This is a genomic window from Actinophytocola sp., from assembly GCF_035634895.1.
In the GTDB taxonomy this organism is placed as follows: Bacteria; Actinomycetota; Actinomycetes; order Mycobacteriales; family Pseudonocardiaceae; genus Actinophytocola.
On the sequence record NZ_DASQCC010000080.1, the window covers coordinates 1 to 18,344 of the forward strand.

Genomic DNA, 18,344 nt, shown 5'->3' on the forward strand with positions numbered 1-18,344 from the left:
CACGAAATGCGCCACAGGTCCGTCCTGCGCGGCGGCCGGTGTCGCCGTCGCCGCGCAGAGACTGGCGGCGACCGCGCCCACTGTGGCCGCGACCAAAGCTCGGAAGGTGGTTCTTCGCACTTGCTTTCCCTCCATCGACTGCTGCCCCGACCCCGGGTGGCACGCAACCATCCGGCTCAGGGCGAAACAAGGCCCGTTCGGAGGTAAAGATATGGAAAGGGCGTGTTCGGGACGGCCCGGACACGCCCTTTTCTCAACGATTCAGCGGACCGTGTACGCGCGGACGACCGTCTCGGTCACCCGGTTGCCCGCACTGTCCGTCGCGGACGCCCGCAGCGACGCGTAGCCCCCGGCCGTGCCGCCGGCCGGAATCTGCACCTCGAAGCCGTCATCCTTCGGCGTGACCGCGGCCTTTCGCCAGGTCACGCCCTCGTCGTAGGACACCTCGACCGCCACCGACCGGACCTTCGGCGCACGCAGGCCCGGCTGGTTGGCCACCGTCAGGCCGCCACGCAGCGTGCCCGGCGCGGCCCGGTTGTGGTCGTCGAGCGGCAGAGCCCAGCGGACGTCGAGCAACGGCAGCGGCACCTGCTCGGCCGTGCCGGCGCCCGCGTGGAACGTCCACGTCGCGGACGTCCGCGTGGCCAACGCCGGCTCCTGCAGCAGGGAGGCGGGCCGGCTCGCGTCCGCGACCACCGTGTAGGTGCCCGGCCCGGACGGCAGTGCGAACGTGCCCGACCCGGGGATGTCGTCGCGGCGCGCGATCTCCCGGCCGTTCTCGCGGACCACGGTCGAGCCCTGGTTGGTGACGTCGAAGAAGCTCGCGTCCGCCGGGTCGCCGTCGGCGAACATCGGGACCGCCAGCACCAGCTTGTCGCCCTGCCGGTACGCGACCGGGACCGGCCGGCCCGTCTGCCGGCTCGTCGGTCCGGTGGTCAGCTCCGGCCCGAACGGCGCGCCGAACATCCGCACGTGCTTGCGCTCGCCACGCCTGACGGTCATCGGGAGCGTCACCTCGGTGGCGAACGCGCCATCGTCGGTGTAGCCGCCGTCGCCGTACATGCCGAGCGCGGTAGCGGGCGTGACGTAGTCGGTGCGCCGGAGCGGCCAGTCCAGCTCCACGTCCCCGCTCGCGACGAACCCGTCGTAGGACCAGCTCGCGATCTCGTACCGGTACCGCTTGTCCGGGAGCGTGTCCACCAGCTCGCGGTCGATCGTGCCGAGTTCCCCGCGGGCGAAGCGGAAGGCGTGCCCCGCCGGGACCCGGCCGTCGACCGAGCCGGCGAGGAAGTACGCGACCGGACTGTTCGCGCGGCCGACCACAGTGGACGTCACCGGGCCGTTTCGCGTGCGTGCCACCATCTCCTGCAGGTCGCGGTAGTTCCACACCATGATCACCGGCAGCGGGAGGTCGGGCGGGTTCGGGTCGCTGTACTGCGGGTTGTAGTTCGACAGCACGAGCTTCGCGCCCCGCTCGGCGACCAGCGCGACGGCCTCCCGCAGTTGCTGCTCGGACGGGAACGCCGGGTCGTCGGGACCGGTGGCGGCGATCACCGCGATCCGGCCGGTGAGGTCACCGGCCGCGTCGATGCTCTCGCGGTCGCCGTGGCCGATGTAGGCGATCTCACCGGTGACCGTGCCGTCCAGCCGGGGATAGCTGGAGACGTAGGTGTCCTCGACCTCGAACCCGTCCGGCCCGTCGGCGGTGATCGTGGCGAACGGCCTTGTCCAGTAACCGAAGTAGGCGAGCTTGACCCCGGTCATGGCGGGGCTGGGGATCGTGTACAGCCTCGCCGACCGGGACACGTTGCCGATGCGTGCGACCGTCACGGGCGCGCCGGCCACCTCGGACCGCACGGCCGTGCCGCCGGCGAACTGCTCCCGCGCCTGCGGGTCGTCGACGCTCGACGTGACCTCCCTGCCCTGCCGGGTGTCCACGACCAGCTCGGTGTCCCCGCCGACGCGGCCGGTCGGCAGCGCGAACAGCGTGTCGGTGCCCGAGGTGAAGTCCGACACCTGGCCGAGCAGCCGGTAGCCGCCGGCGGGCACGGTGAACGTCGTGCTGCCGCCGTCGACGAAGACTCCTTGGGACAGACCGGTCTTCTCGTCCTGCACGATGACCAGCGAGGTGTTCGGCGTGTCGTCGCGGTCGACGATCCGCACGGTCAGCGCGTGCCTGGTGCCGGGCAGGCTCGCGGTGAGCGGCGTGGTCAGCGTGAGGCCGCCGGCCGTGGCGACGAGCGCGCCGGTGACGTCGCCGACCCGCTCGGCCGGGACGCGGGCGGACACCCGCACCGCCGCGGTGCCGTGCGGCGGCACCGTCACCCGTGGACTGTCCACTGTGAACGGTCGGGCGTCGAGCGCCAGGTCGAGCGTCACCGGCCGGTCGCCGTCGTTGGCGTAGCTCACCTTGCGGTCCACGGTGTCCGCGTCGCCGGCCCAGACCTCGCCGAACCCGAGCACGCCCTCGGCCCGCACCCGCTGGCGCACGGCGCGGGCGACGTCGAGCCGGCCGGCGCCCTGCGCGAGGGTGTCGATGCCGGGCAGCCGCTTCGCGCTGCCGACGAGCGCGTCCTTGAGCTGCGTGCCGGTCCACTCCGGGTGCTGCCCGGCGAGGACCGCGGCCGCGCCGGCGACGTGCGGGGTGGCCATGGAGGTGCCGGACAGCCGCGTGTAGTGCTCGTCGACCGAGGCATCCGGGAAGGTGCCGGCGGCGCGGGCGGCGACGATGTCCGAGCCGGGCGCGGTGATCTCGGGCTTGAGGCCGAAGTCGCCGGACCGCGGGCCGCGGCTGGAGAACTCGGAGAGCTCGTCCTTCTTCGTGACGCTGCCGACGGTGAGCGCGCGGTCGGCGGCGCCCGGGCTGCCGATGGTCTCGCGGGCGCCCGAGTTGCCGGCGGCGACCACGAACAGGGTGCCGCTGGAGTCGGACAGTTCGTTGAGCGCCTGGGACATGAGGTCCGTGCCGTCGGTCGGCGCGTTGCTGCCGAGGCTCATGTTGACGACGTCGGCGCCCTGGTCGACCGCCCACTGCATGCCCTCGATGATCCCGGCCTCGGTGCCGCCGAACTCGCCGAGCACCTTGCCGACCAGCAGCTTCGCGCCGGGCGCGACGCCCTTGCGCAGGCCGTTCGAGGCGGCGCCCGAGCCCGCGATCGTGCTCGCCACGTGGGTGCCGTGGCCGACGGTGTCGGTGATGCCCTCGCCGGTGAAGTCCCGCTCGCCGACGACGGTGTTCGCGAGGTCGGGGTGCGTGGCGTCGATGCCGGTGTCCAGCACGGCGACCGTGGCGCCGGTGCCGGTAAAGCCGGCCGCCCACGCCTCGGGCGCGCCGACCTGGGGCACGCTGTCCTCGAGCAGTGGCTTGACGCGGCCGTTGAGCCAGATCTTGCCGGCCGCACGGGCCCGGCCGGTGCTCATCTCCCGCCAGGCGGCGCCGTTCTTGGGTGCCTCGACGACGGTGAGGCCGCGGGCGGGGACGGCGGCGGTGCGTTCGGCGGCACGCGGCGGCACGCCCTGGATGATCAGCGGCACGGTCTTCGTCGCGGCGTCGTCGAGGCCCTGCCCGACCAGCTCGGTGACGTCGAACAGCCGCTTGTCGACCCGATCGCCCCGCAGGAGCGGGACGGCGTCGGCGGGGACCACGTACTGGTGGCCGTTCAGCTCGTACTGCCAGGTCCGCTGGGTCTCGCGGCCGGCGGCCATCCGCACGCCGGCGACCTTGCCGTCGACGACGCGGACCTGGTCACCGGTGAGCAACGTGACCGTCCGCGGCGGCCCGTGGTGGGCGTCCCTCGCGGCCGGGGTCTGGGCACCGGCGGCGGGACTCGCGGCGGCCAGTGCGGCCACGACAGCGATCCCGGCGACGGCGCCGGTGGTTCTGCGCAGGTTCATGACCGGTACCCACGCGGGTGCTCACCGATGCGTTGCACCGCGTGCGCCCGGGGTAGTCCTGGTGACCGGAACAGTGGTTGAGGAGAGTGTCATGGTGCGGGCACAGACGCCGTCGGATTTGCCGAGGCACGCGTGGTGGGGCGCGTTGAAGCGGACCTTCCGCGAGGTCGTCGACGACAAGCTGACCGACTGGGCCGCGGCGCTCACCTACTACAGCATCCTGTCGCTGTTCCCCGCGGTCGTGGTGTTGATCAGCCTCGTCGGGCTCGTCGGCGAGTCGGTGACGCGGACGCTGACCGACAACCTGCGCCGGCTCGCGCCGGGCCCGGCGCGGGAGGTACTGGTGAACGTCGTGCAGGAGCTGGCGGGAAAGTCGTCGCTCGCCGGACCGGTCGCGATCATCGGCCTGGTGAGCGCGGTGTGGGCGTCGTCCGGCTACATCGGCGGGTTCATCCGCGCGTCCAACTCGATCTACGGGGTCGAGGAGGGACGGCCGATCTGGAAGACCATCCCACTGCGGCTCGTGTTGACGCTCACCATGGTGATCCTGCTGGCCGTGACCGTGCTGGGGGTGGTCGTCACGGGCGGCGTCGCGCGGTGGCTCGGCAACGCGTTGGGCCTTGGCTCGGTGGCCGTCACGGTCTGGGAGATCGGCAAGTGGCCGGTGCTGGCGGCACTCGTGAGCCTGGCGATCGCCTTGCTGTACTGGGCGTCGCCGAACGTCCGGCAGCCGGGGTTCCGGTGGCTGACGCCGGGCAGCATCGTAGCCGTGCTCGTGTGGGTGGCCGCGTCGCTGGGCTTCGCCTTCTACGTGTCCAACTTCGCGTCGTACAACAAGGTCTACGGCTCGCTCGCCGGTGTGGTCGTGTTCCTCGTCTGGCTGTGGATCTCGAACCTCGCGGTGCTGTTCGGCGCCGAGTTCGACGCGGAGCTGATCCGGGAGCGGGAGATGGAGGAGGGCCACCCGGAGGAGGTCGAGCCCTTCCTGGAGCCACGTGACACCCGCGCGATGGATTAGTGCAATTTCTCGATCGAAAGTACGCAAAATCTTGCTCAAGTGATGGCCGGCCGCCTATCGTCACCTCACCGTCCCGGCGAGAGAAACGAGTCCGGCAATGATGTGGGCGCGTGCGTGTGCGGTGGTCTCGGCTCTTGCTCTCCTCGGCGGCGGAAGCGTGGCGACGGCCGACCGGAAGGCGCCGGCGCCGGTCGTCACCCGGGCGGGGCTGGCTCCCGCGCTGGTCGCCGGGCGGGGCGCGGACGTGCCGTTCCTCGAGCAGGAGGCCGAGAACGCGCGCACCAACGGCACGGTCATCGGCCCCGACCGGACCGCCTACACCCTGCCCGCCGAGGCGTCCGGACGCGCCGCGGTCCGGCTCGCGCCCGGCCAGTACGTCGAGTTCACGTTGCCGCACAAGGCGAACGCGATCACCGTGCGGTACAGCATCCCCGACGCACGCGACGGCGGCGGCATCACCGCGCCGCTCGACGTGGCCGTGAACGGCCGGCGCCACGCGACGCTGACACTCACCTCGCGGTACTCGTGGCTGTACAACCAGTACCCGTTCACCAACGACCCGAACGCGGACCTGCTGCACCCGGACTGGTGGATCACCGAGTGCGACTGCGTGCCGGCGCAGACCAGCCCGGCGCCGGTCATCCAGAAACCGTTCCGCCCCACCCACTTCTACGACGAGCAGCGGCTCACGCTCGGCCACACCTACGGGGCCGGCGACACGGTCCGGCTCACCGCGAGCGACCGCGCCGCGTGGACGGTCGTCGACCTGCTGGACTCGGAGCTCGTCGGCCGTCCGCGGGTGGTCTCCCACGCGGTGGACGTCCGGTGGTTCGGCGCCGACCCGACCGGCCGGCGGGACGCCGCGCCCGCGATCGAGCGGGCCATCGCGCTGGCGCGGGTGCTGAACGCGCCGGTGTACCTGCCGCCGGGTACGTTCCAGGTCAACCGGCACATCGTCGTGGACGACGTGACGATCGTCGGCGCGGGCAGCTGGCACACGGTCGTCCGGGGCCGCGAGGTGGCGCTCGACCCGCCCGCGCCGGACGGCTCGGTGCACACCGGCGTCGGCTTCTACGGCCGTCCGACCGGGAGCGAGAACGTGCACCTGTCCGGCTTCACCATCGAGGGCGACGTCCGCGAGCGCATCGACACCGACCAGGTCAACGGCGTCGGCGGCGCCTTGAGCGACTCGTCGCTGACCGGCCTGTACGTCCACCACACGAAGGTGGGGATGTGGTTCGACGGCCCGATGTCCCGGCTGACGGTCCGCGGCAACGTGATCGCCGACCAGGTCGCGGACGCGCTGAACTTCCACACCGGGGTCACCGACTCGGTCGTGCGCGACAACTTCGTCCGCAACACCGGCGACGACGGGCTCGCGATGTGGGCGGAGCACCAGCAGGACGCACGCAACACGTTCGACCACAACACCGTGCAGTCGCCGGTGCTGGCGAACGGGATCGCGCTGTACGGAGGCACGGACAACACCGTGTCGCGGAACCTGGTCGCGGACCCGGTGCGGGAGGGCAGCGGCATCCAGCTGGGCTCGAGGTTCGGCGCGGAGCCGTTCACCGGGCACGTGAGGGTGCGCGACAACACCACGGTCCGCGCGGGCACCTACGAGCTGAACTGGGAGATCGGCCTCGGCGCCATCTGGTTCTACGCGCTGGAACGCGACCTGGCGGCGGACGTCCAGGTGGTCGGCAACCACTTCCTGGACAACACCTACAACGCGATCATGTTCGTGAGCGACTTCCCGGTGAAGGACCGGTACTCGATCACCGGCGTGCGCTTCAGGGACAACCTGGTCGACGGCACCGGCACCTCGGTGCTGAGCGCGAGGTCCCGCGGCGGCGCGTCGTTCGAGAACACGGACGCGCGCAACGTCGGCGCGGTCGGCGTCAACAACTGCGGCTCGTTCAACTTCCCGCCGACCGGCTCCGAGTTCACCGTCGCCGACCTGGGCGGCAACGACGGCGGCTGGCTGGCCCCGTGGATGCTCCCCAACACCATCACCTGCGACGACCGGCCGCCGGTGGTACCGCCACCACCGCCTTCGGGGTGGTGATGTATTAGTTCGAGGTGATTCAGACCTACTTGCTGCCGGTACGGACCGCGCTGACGCTGTTCCCGCTGCTCGCGCTGGTCGTGATGCTGCCGGTGGCGGTGGTCAGCTACCGGCGGCGCGGCCGGGCGGGCGGCTGGACGACGCTGGTGTTCTACGGGTTCCTGTTCTACCTGCTGGCGGCGTTCATGCAGACCGTGATCCCGCTGCCGGCGAACCCGACGGAGTACTGCGCGGAGCAGACCTACGCCAGCACGCCGCAGCTGCGGCCCTTCTACTTCTGGGACGTGCTGCAGACGCGGGCCCGGGTGTCCGGGACGTGGCTGAACCCGGCGACGTGGAGCACCGCGCTGAACGTGGTGCTGCTGGCTCCGCTGGGCTTCTTCGTCCGCTACCTGGAGCGCGTCCGCTTCCTGGGCGCGACGGCGCTGGGTTTCATCACATCGTTGTTCTTCGAGCTGACCCAGCTGACCGGCGTGTGGTTCATCTACCCGTGCGCCTACCGGCTGTTCAGCGTGGACGACCTGATCCTGAACACGGTCGGCGCGGCACTGGGCTGGCTCGTGGCCGGCCCGCTGATCAGGCTGCTGCCGGACCTGAACGCCGAACGCGACCGCAGCCGCTACGCGAAGCGGGTGACCACGAGCCGCCGGGTGCTGGCGCTGCTGACCGACGTGATCGTCTTCGGCGTCATCACGCTGCTGGCGGTGGGCCTGATCAAGCTGTTCGGCGGCGACACCGCACTGCGCGCCCCGGCCGTGGCCGCGTTGGCGATCGTCTACTTCCTGCTGGCGCCGATCCAGACGGGATCGACCATCGGCAAACGAGCGATGCTCCTGAAGCTCGAACGCACCGACGGCCACCGGGCCGGCCCGTTCGCGCTCCTCGTCCGCAACGGGGTGCTGCTGTCCCCACTGTGGCTGGGGTGGCTGGCCCTGGAGGTGGACCACTGGGACGTTTTCGGCGAGCCGCAACAGCTGCTGATCCCGCTCGGCCTGCTGATCTCGGTGTTCGTGGTGGGCATCTGGACGCCGCTGGCGGTCTTCTTCGGCGACGAACCGGCCCCGTACGAGCGTCTGTCCCGCACCAAGAACGTGGCGATCGTCAGCGAGACGGAGCCGGTGAGCTCGTGACACCTCGCCGTCACCCGTGCGAGCTATGGGCGAGTGTCCACCGCGCGGTGACGATTTCCGACCCCGCGGGGCCCTAGCTTTCCCAGTGGCCGCAGCGCTTGGGTTGCGGATCCGCGAAGGAGGACACATGCCCCGCAACGGCAAGGTTTCCGCTGCGCTCGCGTTGTGCTGCACCGTGGCCGGTGTGGCGCTCGCGGGCTGTGACGAGGCCCCGGAGGCGAGCCCGCCGCCGTCCACGAGCGCCGGCGCCACGAACCAGGCGGCCGACTCGCTCACCGGAACCCAGAAGATCCAGGTCGAGGGCCACGGGGTGAACGTCTCCTGCTCCGGTACCCGCAAGGGCGACCGGCCGGTCATCATCCTGCTGCTCGGCGCGGGTGACGGGCTGGACAAGATGGCCGGCCTGCAGCGGACCCTGAGCGAGAAGGACCGGGTCTGCTCCTACGACCGGCTCGGCGCGGGCGCCAGCGACCAGCCCGCCGGGCCACAGACGCTCGACGACACCGGGAAGACGCTGACCGCGGTCATCGACCGGGTCGCCGGTGACGCCCCGGTCGTCCTGGCCGGGCACTCGCTCGGCGGCCTGATCGCCGCCAGGTACGCGCCCGACCACCAGGACCGCGTCACGGGGCTGGTGCTGATGGACGCCACCTCACCGACGCAGAGCGCCGACCTCGAGGCGGAGATACCGGCCTCGGCCACCGGCCCGGCGGCCGAACTGCGGGCGCAGACACTCACCGCGCTCCAGGGCGAGAACCCGGAGAAGCTCGTGGTCCCCGACGCGAAGGTCGGCTCCGCCGGGGACATCCCGGTCGAGGTGATCCAGCACGGCAAGCAGTACCTCGCCGCCCTTCCCGAGTACGGGCCGGCCCTGGAGCGGACGTGGGCCGAAGGCGAGCGCAAGTGGCTCGCGCTGTCCAGCCAGAGCACGCTCACCACCGCGGTGAACAGTGAGCACTACATCTACGTCGACGAGCCCGACGTCGCCGTCCAGGCGATCCAGCGGGTCACCACCCTGACCCTCAGCTGACGAGGCCGTGGCGGTAGGCGTAGACGACGGCCTGCACGCGGTCGCGGAGCCCGAGCTTGGTGAGGATGCGCGACACGAAGGTCTTGACCGTCTCCGGGCTGATCACCAGGGTCGCGGCGATCTCACCGTTGGACAGGCCGTCCGCGACGAGGTACAGGACCTCCAGCTCGCGGGGGGTCAGCGGGAGGTCCCTCGGCTCGATCCTGGCGGGCCGGACGCGGGTGGCGAACTTGCCCACGAGCTCGCGCGTCACCTCGGGGTCCAGCAGTGCCGCGCCCGACGCCACGGTCCGGATCCCGTGCAGCAGCTGGGCCGGCGGGGTCTCCTTGAGCAGGAACCCGCTGGCTCCCGCGCGCAGTGCCTCGTAGACGTACTCGTCGAGGTTGAACGTGGTGACCACGAGCACCTTCACGGGTCGCGGCACGTCGACGCCGGCCAGCAGGCGGGTGGCGGCGATGCCGTCGAGGACCGGCATCCGGACGTCCATCAGCACGACGTCCGGCCTCAGCCGGCCGGCGAGGTCGACGGCGGTCCGCCCGTCCCCGCACTCGCCCGCCACCTCCAGGTCGGGTTGCGCGTCGATGATCGCCACCAACCCGGCGCGGACCAGCAGCTGGTCGTCGCAGACCAGCACGCGGACCGGCGTGGTCACGAGAAGCTCCCCGCGGGGATGCGGGCACGCACGTAGAAGCCGCCGCCCGGCTGCTGGCCCGCGCTGAAGTCGCCGCCCAGGACGTCGACCCGCCTGCGGAGACCGGCCAGGCCCCGGCCGCTCCCGCCGAGCGACGCGTCCCGGCCGCCGGCGCCGGCCGTGCTGACCTCCACGGTGATCTCCTTCGCACCGTGGTGCACCTGGACCGACGTGGGGCTGCCGTGGGCGTACTTGAGTGCGTTGGTCAGCGCCTCCTGCACGACCCGGTAGGCCACGGGACCGGCGCTGCCGGTGGCCGCCGCGGGCGTGCCCTCCTCGGTGAACTCCACCGGCTGGCCGGCCTGGCGAGTCCGCTCGACGAGGGTGCGGAGTCCGTCGGCGCGCGGCGACCCGGCCCGGTGGCCGGGGTTGACCACGTCGAGCAGGTGCCGCAGCTCGGTGAGGGCGCGCCGGCCGGCGCCGGTGACGACGGTCAACGTCTCGTCGAGCCGCTTCAGGGTCACCGACCGCGCGGCGCGATCGTCCGGCACGGTCGCGGCCAGGTGCCGGGCCACCTCCGTCTGCACGACCATCGCCGTCACGTGGTGGGACACGACGTCGTGGAGCTCGCCGGCGATCCGGGTGCGTTCGGCGTCGCGGGTGTCCGCGGCGACGCGGCGGCGGCGTTCGGCCTCCGCGGCCCTGGTGGAACGCAGCCACGACCCGACACCCCACGCGAAGACCAGCATCAGGTAGAACGTCACGAGCTCGCTCAGCGGCTCCCCCGCGCCGAGCAGGGCGAACCCGAGCGACAGGGCCACGTACGCAGCCGAGAACAGGAGCGCGGTGACCAACCGGCGCCGTGTCAGCCGCGACCCCACGGTCACCAGCGCGACCGCCAGCGCGGTGCAGGCGAACGAGTGGTAGCCGCGCAGCTGGTCGACGACGAACCCGAGCGACACCAGTGTGAGACAGGCGACCGGCCACCGGCGGTTCGCGGCGAAGGGAGCGCACTGCAGGGCGACCGCCACGATGGCCAGCGCGTCGTAGGGGCGGTCGGGCAGGCCGCCGAACCGCGTCCCGTGACTGTGCAACACCGGCACGAGCGACCCGACGAAGAGGAACAGACCGAACAGCGGGTACCAGACCGTGCCGTCGAACCTCCGCCACGCCCGAAAATCGGTCACCGGGAGGAGCATAGTGGTGGCTCACGGCGACCGGCCGTCGCCGTCGCCGGTCGGTCCGGCTCCGTGACGGGCGGCCGCACCGGGAGCGGCGACGCCCCTCCCGGTGCGGCCCCACCGCTCAGAACTGCAGGCTCCAGCCGGTGATCGTGCCGGTGTCCTGTGCGGCCGCGTCGCGGACCCGCAGGCGCCAGGTGCCGTTGGCGACCTCGCTCGACGCGTTGACGGTGTAGGCGGTCGAGATGTTGTCCGTGCTGCCGCCCGAACGGTTGTGCACGTTGTACACGCTGCCGTCCGGGGCGATTACGTCGACCACGAGGTCACCGATGTAGGTGTGCGTGATGTCCACGCCCACCTGCAGCGTGGCCGGCGCGTTGCCCGACACACCGGTCACCGTGATCGGGCTCTCCACCGTGGACTGGTCGGGGATCGCGACGTCGGTGGTGTTCTCGAAGCGCGGGCCGGTCGGCGGGGGCGTGCCCGCGGACAGCGTCCAGATGGCGTACGCGATGGCGTCGGCGTTGCGGTCCAGCGCGGTCACGTCGATGTTGCTCGTCGTGTCACAGGAGGCGTGGTAGCAGCGGTCGAACGCCTGCCCGGCCGTGCCGCCCCACTTCTGTGCCTGCGCGGTGGTCTTGGTCTCCTCGGCGCCGGTGAACAGGCCGCCGACCGGGATGCCGGCGTTCGCGAACGCGGCGTGGTCGGAGCGGCCGCCGACCGACGTCAGCTCGGTCGGCACGCCCATGGCCGCGAACGGTTCCTGGAGAACCTGTTGCAGCGCGAGCGAACCGGACGGCTGGCCGCTGGCCGAGTACACGAAGTAGCCCGGGTTCGGCGAGCCGACCATGTCGAAGTTCACGTATGCCTTGATCCGCGAGCGGTCGGCGCTGGCCAGGCTGTTCACGTAGAACGTCGAGCCGACGAGCCCACGTTCCTCCGCGCCCCACCAGCCGAACCGGATCCGTTTCGCCGGGGTGTAGTCCTGGCGCGCGATGGTCAGCGCGGTCTCCAGCAGCGCGGACGAGCCGGAACCGTTGTCGTTGATGCCCGGGCCGGCCGTGACGCTGTCGAGGTGGCCGCCGGCCATGAGCACGTTGTTGGCGTCCCCACGGGGCCACTCGGCGATCAGGTTCCAGCCGGTCGCGCTGCCGGACGTGAACGACTGCAGGCTCGTCGTGTAGCCGGCGGCGTTCAGCTGGCCCTGCACGTAGTCGATGGACGCGCGGTAGCCGGTTCTGCCGTGTGCGCGGTTCCCTCCGTTGTTGGTCGCGATGGCCTGCAACTGGTTGAGGTGCGCCTGGACATTGGCGACGGGGATGTCGGGCGCGGCGAGTACCCGGGGCGGGGCTGCCGCCGCCGCGGGTGCCGCGGCGACGGCGAGTGCCACGGTGGCGAGGGAGACGAGAAGCTTACGCATGGTCGGTGCCTCCAGCAGGGTGAGAAGGACGACCGTTCCGAGCGTGCAGGACGATCCGGCCGGGGACTACGGCCGAAAGAGTCGGTTAATTCCCGTACTTCCCATTCGCACCCATGACGTCCGGCCCGGCATACCGGCTCAGCACGGCACGCACACCGTGATCACCGGGTGCTGGCCGAACAGGCTGATCGGATATCGCGCCAGCGTGCGGAACCCGGGCAGCGACGGCCATGGCGTGAGGCAGGTCAGCCGGCCGCCCGGTCGCAGCACCCGGCGCCACTCGCGCAGGAACTCCGGGACGGTCCCGTTGGCGGCGACCTGCCGGTCCCACGGCGGGTTGGTGATGATGTGGTCGACGGACGCGGCCGGGTACGGCAGCCGGCGGGCGTCGGCACGCAGCCACGCGATGTCCCGGCGGTGGTGGGCGTTGACCCGCGCGGCCGCTACACCCGCGAGGTCGCTGCCGATGCCCGGCACGGGCGACTCGACCAGCACCGTGCCGGCACCGCAGCACGGATCGACCACCAGGTCTCCTGGACGGACGCCTGCCAGCCGGATCATGGCGGCGGCCACCGGCGGGTGCAGCGTGCCGGGCACGGACGCGACCTTCCAGGGTCGCCTGTGCAGCGGCGGGCGTGTGCCGCGGAGTCCGATGTGGACCCCGTGCGCATCGATCGTCACCCGCCAGTCGACCGCGCCGGGCGGCGGCACCCGACCGTCCCTCCTGGACACGTAGACCGTGCCGAGCCTGGCCGCGAGCACGGCGCCGACGGTGTCCTCGACGTCGTGGCGGCTGTAGGTGCGGCGGCCGGCCGTCGACGCGGACACGCTGACCAACGGCACGTCCGGCGCCCGGAGTGGTGCGCGTGCCAACAGTCGGGACAGGACAACGAGATCCGGCTTGGTCGGGCCAGGGTCGGGCGCGGCGAGAACGAGGTGGAACAGGTCGTCGACCGTGCGTGGTGGCCGGTCGAGCAGTGCGGCCGGACCACGGAGGACGAGCTGGCGTGGGGACACGGCGAGGACCGTGCAGTCCCGTTCGCGGAGCTCCTGGGCGGCGACGTGCTCCAACCCGTGAACCGTGCGTGCGAACAGGCGGGTACCCACCGCCGGACGGCGGCGCGGGGACATGACGACTCTCCCGAAGTGCGACCTGGCACGGCGGGCAGCCGTCCCACTTCGCTAGCCGCGGGGTTCCTCGAACTGGCTAGCGGCGTGCTAGCCGAGGTGGAAGAAGTACGTCATCACGCGCACGAGGTTAGTCCAACCCAGATACATAAGCATGTGATATAAACGGATGATGCACTCAGCCGTCCCGGAGCTGTCACTCGCGATCGAACAGCTCGTCCGGTTCGTCCGGCGGCTCAGTCCGGACACCGGGCTGAGCCTGACGGCGGCGGCCACGCTGTCGAGCCTGGACCGGAACGGGCCGGCGCGGCTGACGGAGCTGGCCGTGCAGCAGGGGGTCACCCAGCCGGCCATGACACAGCTGGTCACGCGGCTGCAGGAGGCCGGCCTCGCCGAGCGCCGGCCGGACCCCGACGACGGGCGGGTGGTCCGGGTGCACCTCACCGACGCCGGGCTGACCGAGCTGAGCCGCCGCCGGGGCGTGCGGACCGAGCGTCTCGGCGAGCTGTTCGACCGGCTGACCGGCGAGCACCAGGCCGCGCTCGTGGCCGCGCTGCCCGCCATCGGGGCACTGATCGCGTCGGTGCCGGCCGCCGGGCCCGTCGCCGCGGGCACCCGCCCGCCGTCGTAGACGGGCCGCCGTTCCCGGTCACGACAAGTCGGCCACGGACGGCCCGGCCGACCGCCCGGCACGAGCGGTCCCCAGGAAGGAGTCTGCTATGACCGGCCAAACGGTCAGTCCCTTCAGGCAACCCAGGGCCGTCTTCGCGGTGGCGTTCGCCTGTGTCGTGTCCTTCATGGGTATCGGGCTCGTCGACCCGATCCTGCCGGCCATCTCGCACGACCTGAACGCCACGCCCAGCCAGGTGACGCTCCTGTTCACCAGCTATCTGGTGATCACCGCGGTCGCGATGCTGATCACCGGCTGGGTCTCGAGCAGAATCGGCGCCAAGCGGACGCTTCTCGTAGGGCTTGCGCTGATCGTCGTATTCGCCGCGCTGGCGGGCACGTCCGGCAGCATCGGCGGCATCGTGGGGTTCCGTGCCGGCTGGGGTGTCGGCAACGCGCTGTTCATCGCCACCTCGCTCGCCGTGATCGTCGCCTCGGCGACCGGCGGGTTCGTCGGCGCGATCATCCTCTACGAGGCCGCGCTGGGCCTCGGCATCGCCGTCGGACCGCTGCTCGGCGGGCTGCTCGGCGACATCAGCTGGCGCGGCCCGTTCTACGGCGTCGCCGTCCTCATGGCCGTCGCGGCGGTCGCGACGTGGGTGCTCGTCGAGCCGATCCCCACCCCCGAACGCAGGACGGGCCTGCTCGAACCGCTCAGGGCACTGCGCCACCGCGGTCTCGCGACCCTCTCGCTCACCGCGCTCTGCTACAACTGGGCCTTCTTCACCGTCCTGGGCTACGCGCCGTTCCCGATGGGTCTCGGCGCCATCCAGCTCGGCCTCGTGTTCACCGGCTGGGGCATCCTCGTCGCGGTCTTCTCCGTGTTCGGCGCCCCGCGGCTGCAGGCCCGTTTCGGCATCGCCCGCACGCTGTACCTGAACCTGTTCCTGTTCGCGCTGGTCGTGCTGGTGATCGCGATCTGGACGACGACCCCCGCCGTGCTCGTCGTCGCGGTGATCGTGGCCGGCGTGTTCATCGGCGTGAACAACACGGTCACCACCCAGGCCGTCATGACGATCGCACCGGTCGAGCGGCCCATCGCGTCGGCCGCGTACGGCTTCGTGCGGTTCATCGGCGGCGGCCTCGCGCCCTACGCGGCCGGCAGGCTCGTCGAGTCGACCAACGTCCACGTGCCGTTCTTCATCGGCGCGGGCGCGCTGATCCTCGGCATCGCCATCCTGCGCACCGCGCACAGGGAGCTGGGCGAGGCCGAGCGCGCGCAGGCCGCGCCCGTCGACGAGCCCGTCACCCTGGAGCCGGTCACCCTGGAGCCGGTCACTCTGGAGCCCGTCACTCTGGAGCTCGGCACCGCCCTCGGCGGCATCGGCAACGGCGTGATCGTCGCGGCGGTCGACGACTCCCCCGCCGCCGCCGGGGTCACCGACCTCGCGGCCCGGCTCGCCGCCGTCAACGGCCGGGCGGTGCACGTCCTGCATGCCCAGGAACACGCCACGACGAGCGGCGGCACCGCTGGCGGCGAGGCGCTCGATGCCGCCGAGGCGCTGGTCCGCGAGCACCTGGCCCACCTGGCGGCCGCGGGCGTCCCCGCCGTCGGCCACCTGCTGCCGAACGCGAGCGACCACGGCGCGGTCGGCCGCCTGATCAGCAAGCATGCCGACGAGCTGCACGCACGGGCGGTCGTCATCGGCGCGCCCACCCACGGCGGCCTGCCGGCGCTCATGGACGCCAGCGCGAGCCGCGAGCTGTGGCGGACGGTGCACTGCGACGTCGTGATCGTGAACCCGGCGACCGTCACAGGCGGTGAGCCGGCCCCGCTGGCCGAGGCGACCGGTCAGCGATCGTCCACACCGAGCAGCCGGGTTCCCACCAAACGGTCCTTAACCGGGAAAAACTGCTCGTCGCAACCACGAAACACCCAGAACCCCCGTACCGAGAAAGTCAGGTACGGGGGCATGTAACAACCGTGCCCGCTTCGTGGGCACGTTCCGCGCGGCGGGTGCGCATATCGAAAGGGTTTCGATGCGACGACGCCGATTAGTCTCGGCCGCGGCCGCTCTGCTCGTGGTGCCAATCCTGCAGGTGCTTCCCGCTCCGGCGGCGGCAGGAGCGCCCACCGCCGCTCCACCGCCGAACGACACGCGGGAGCTGACCCGCAAGGACTTCACCCTCAACGGCAAGCCCGTGGTGGTGCCGAACCGGTACCAGCCGAGCGCGCGTCGCGCGGCGGCTGCCGGGGTGACGCCCCCGGTCGGCACGGTTCGGCCGTGGCTGGCGCTGGACGACGCGCAGGGCCGGCTCTACCTGAAGGACTACACGCTCCGCGGGCGCGGCGACAAGATCGAGGTCTGGGTCGCGAACGACACGTCGTTCCCGGCCGGCGACTGCCGCAACCAGATCGCGAACACGACCACGGTCACCGACGCGCAGGTCAACGAGCTGGTCAGCGAGTTCGACAACAACATGTACCCGAAGGAGACGGCAGCGTTCTCGACGCCGCCGGACAGGGACGGGTCGAACGCGGATCCTGACCTCGCCGGCCTCGACTTCACCGGTGACGGGGACAACACGGTCGCGCTGATCGACAACGTCCGGGACGACAACTACTACACGTTCCCGGCCGCGCCGACCTACATCGCCGGCTTCTTCTCCGCCCAGTTCAACGAGCTGGTCGACCGCAACGTCATGACGATCGACGCGTTCGACTGGGCCCACCGGTCCGGCGCGAACCCGCCGGACCAGCCGACGAACGACCTGTGCACCAGCCGCCCGGGCCGCCCCCACCTGTACGAGGGCACGTTCGCGCACGAGTGGCAGCACCTACTGCAGTACTACACCGACCCGTTCGAGGTGAACTGGATCAACGAGGGCCTGTCGGACTTCGCCCAGTCCCTGGTCGGCTACGTCGACCCGCGCCTGACGGTGTTCGACAAGGGTGGCGACAGCCACATCTACTGCTACGAGGGCTTCGGCACGGTGCAGACGCCGTTCAACCCGAACCCCCGTGACTGCGGCGGCCCGGAGAACTCGCTGAACCTGTGGGGCGAGGGCAACCCGAACGCGGTGCTCGCCGACTACGGGCACGCGTACTCGCTGATGCAGTTCCTGTTCGACCGGTACGGCCTGGAGTTCATGTCCAAGCTGCACACCGACGGTGCGCGTCAGGGCATCGCCAGCCTCGAGGCGCTGCTCGCCGAGGAGGGTGCGAACCCCTACCAGGTGCTGCACGACTTCCAGTCCTCGACGCTGCTCGACAAGATCGTCGACTCGCGGCGCGGCGTCGTGATCGGCGTGCCGAAGAAGCGGGTGACCTCGCCGAGCCTGAACTCGACGGTGAACCTGGCGAACCCGGCGGCCTACGCGACCCCGGGCGCGGCGCCGAACGGCGCGGACTACGTGGCGCTGCGGAAGGCCAACGGGACCGTGCTGAAGGGCAAGGACCTGAGGTCGCTGCAGTTCGAGGGTGCGGCGACGCTGCCGTCGCTCCCGCTGGAGTGGACCGTCGTGTCCAACGACCCGGACCGTCCGGGCAACCCGGTGCTGTGGTCGGGTAACGACAGCAACACCAACGCGACGGCCGTGACGTCGGTGGCCGTGCCGACGGCCGACCCGACGCTGCGCTTCCAGGCGAAGTACGGCGCCGAGTTCGGCTTCGACTACGGCTACGTCGTGGTGTCCACCGACGGCGGCGCGACCTACACGCCGATCGCCGGGGACAAGACCACGACCGGTCCGCTCGGCCCGGCACTGAACGGCACGACCGACGGGTTCGAGCCGCACAGCTACAACCTGTCCGCATACGCGGGCAAGACGGTGCTGCTCGGTATCCAGTACATCTCCGACGGCGGTGTCAACGAGGGCGGTCTGCTCGTCGACGACATCACCGTGGGCGGCACGGCGGTCAGCGACGGCTCGTCGCTCACGCCGTTCGACTCGCCGACCGAGATCCGTCCGACTCCGGTCAACAACTGGAACGTGCGGCTGATCGCGTACGACGAGAAGAACCAGGTCGCGCTGCAGCTCGAGTTCAACGGCAAGAGCAAGATCAAGCTCGGCTTCCTGCAGTTGCTCGCCCTGTCCGTGTTCCCGAAGGTGGTCGCGGTGGTGGCCTACGACGAGCCGACCGAGCTCGTCCAGCAGTACGCCCCGTACAAGCTGACGGTCAACGGAGTGGTGCAGCCGGGAGGCGGCGCCTGAGCTAGCTGGAACGACCCCCG

Annotated in this window: 12 protein-coding genes; 7 read left to right on the forward strand and 5 right to left on the reverse strand. The window is 71.4% G+C overall.

Annotation, left to right across the window (positions count from 1 at the left end; translation table 11 throughout):
- Nucleotides 1-261: 261 nt before the first annotated feature.
- Entirely contained in the window at nucleotides 262-3,894 is a 3,633-nt protein-coding gene (locus tag VET29_RS11025) for a S8 family serine peptidase (RefSeq protein WP_324918691.1), read from the reverse strand.
- Between the two features lie 91 nt (nucleotides 3,895-3,985).
- On the opposite strand from VET29_RS11025, the gene VET29_RS11030 reads away from it, so the two are divergent.
- From VET29_RS11030 to VET29_RS11045, 4 genes are all read left to right on the forward strand, one after another.
- Nucleotides 3,986-4,912 carry a YihY/virulence factor BrkB family protein gene (locus VET29_RS11030; protein WP_324918694.1) on the forward strand — a complete coding sequence of 309 codons (927 nt, stop codon included), beginning with the start codon at nucleotides 3,986-3,988 and terminating at the stop codon, nucleotides 4,910-4,912.
- Nucleotides 4,913-5,009: 97 nt separating this feature from the next.
- Nucleotides 5,010-6,980: a glycosyl hydrolase family 28-related protein gene (locus VET29_RS11035; RefSeq protein ID WP_324918697.1), complete on the forward strand. Its 1,971-nt coding sequence runs from the start codon at nucleotides 5,010-5,012 to the stop codon at nucleotides 6,978-6,980.
- Nucleotides 6,981-6,994: 14 nt separating this feature from the next.
- Nucleotides 6,995-8,110, forward strand: coding sequence for a VanZ family protein (locus VET29_RS11040; protein ID WP_324918701.1), 1,116 nt, complete (start codon nucleotides 6,995-6,997; stop codon nucleotides 8,108-8,110).
- Between the two features lie 127 nt (nucleotides 8,111-8,237).
- Nucleotides 8,238-9,140 carry an alpha/beta hydrolase gene (locus VET29_RS11045; RefSeq protein WP_324918704.1) on the forward strand — a complete coding sequence of 301 codons (903 nt, stop codon included), beginning with the start codon at nucleotides 8,238-8,240 and terminating at the stop codon, nucleotides 9,138-9,140.
- On the opposite strand, the gene VET29_RS11050 is transcribed toward VET29_RS11045, so the two are convergent.
- The 4 genes from VET29_RS11050 to VET29_RS11065 form a co-directional block, all read right to left on the reverse strand.
- Nucleotides 9,133-9,792, reverse strand: coding sequence for a response regulator transcription factor (locus VET29_RS11050; protein ID WP_324918707.1), 660 nt, complete (start codon nucleotides 9,790-9,792; stop codon nucleotides 9,133-9,135). The genes VET29_RS11045 and VET29_RS11050 overlap by 8 nt on opposite strands.
- On the reverse strand, nucleotides 9,789-10,958 hold the full coding sequence (locus VET29_RS11055; protein ID WP_324918710.1) for a sensor histidine kinase: 1,170 nt from the start codon (nucleotides 10,956-10,958) through the stop codon (nucleotides 9,789-9,791). Before VET29_RS11055 ends, VET29_RS11050 begins: the two co-directional genes overlap by 4 nt.
- A 118-nt stretch (nucleotides 10,959-11,076) precedes the next feature.
- Complete coding sequence (locus VET29_RS11060) at nucleotides 11,077-12,372, reverse strand: M28 family metallopeptidase (protein ID WP_324918713.1); 1,296 nt, start codon at nucleotides 12,370-12,372, stop codon at nucleotides 11,077-11,079.
- A 138-nt stretch (nucleotides 12,373-12,510) separates the two neighbouring features.
- A complete protein-coding gene (locus tag VET29_RS11065; RefSeq protein ID WP_324918716.1) occupies nucleotides 12,511-13,503 on the reverse strand; it encodes a methyltransferase domain-containing protein in 993 nt (330 codons plus the stop codon).
- Between the two features lie 166 nt (nucleotides 13,504-13,669).
- On the opposite strand from VET29_RS11065, the gene VET29_RS11070 reads away from it, so the two are divergent.
- From VET29_RS11070 to VET29_RS11080, 3 genes are all read left to right on the forward strand, one after another.
- Nucleotides 13,670-14,131: a MarR family transcriptional regulator gene (locus tag VET29_RS11070; RefSeq protein ID WP_324918719.1), complete on the forward strand. Its 462-nt coding sequence runs from the start codon at nucleotides 13,670-13,672 to the stop codon at nucleotides 14,129-14,131.
- An 88-nt stretch (nucleotides 14,132-14,219) separates the two neighbouring features.
- Nucleotides 14,220-16,088 (forward strand): MFS transporter, encoded by a 1,869-nt coding sequence (locus VET29_RS11075; protein ID WP_324918722.1) that lies wholly within the window; start codon nucleotides 14,220-14,222, stop codon nucleotides 16,086-16,088.
- Between the two features lie 106 nt (nucleotides 16,089-16,194).
- On the forward strand, nucleotides 16,195-18,324 hold the full coding sequence (locus tag VET29_RS11080) for a hypothetical protein (RefSeq protein WP_324918725.1): 2,130 nt from the start codon (nucleotides 16,195-16,197) through the stop codon (nucleotides 18,322-18,324).
- Nucleotides 18,325-18,344: the final 20 nt, after the last annotated feature.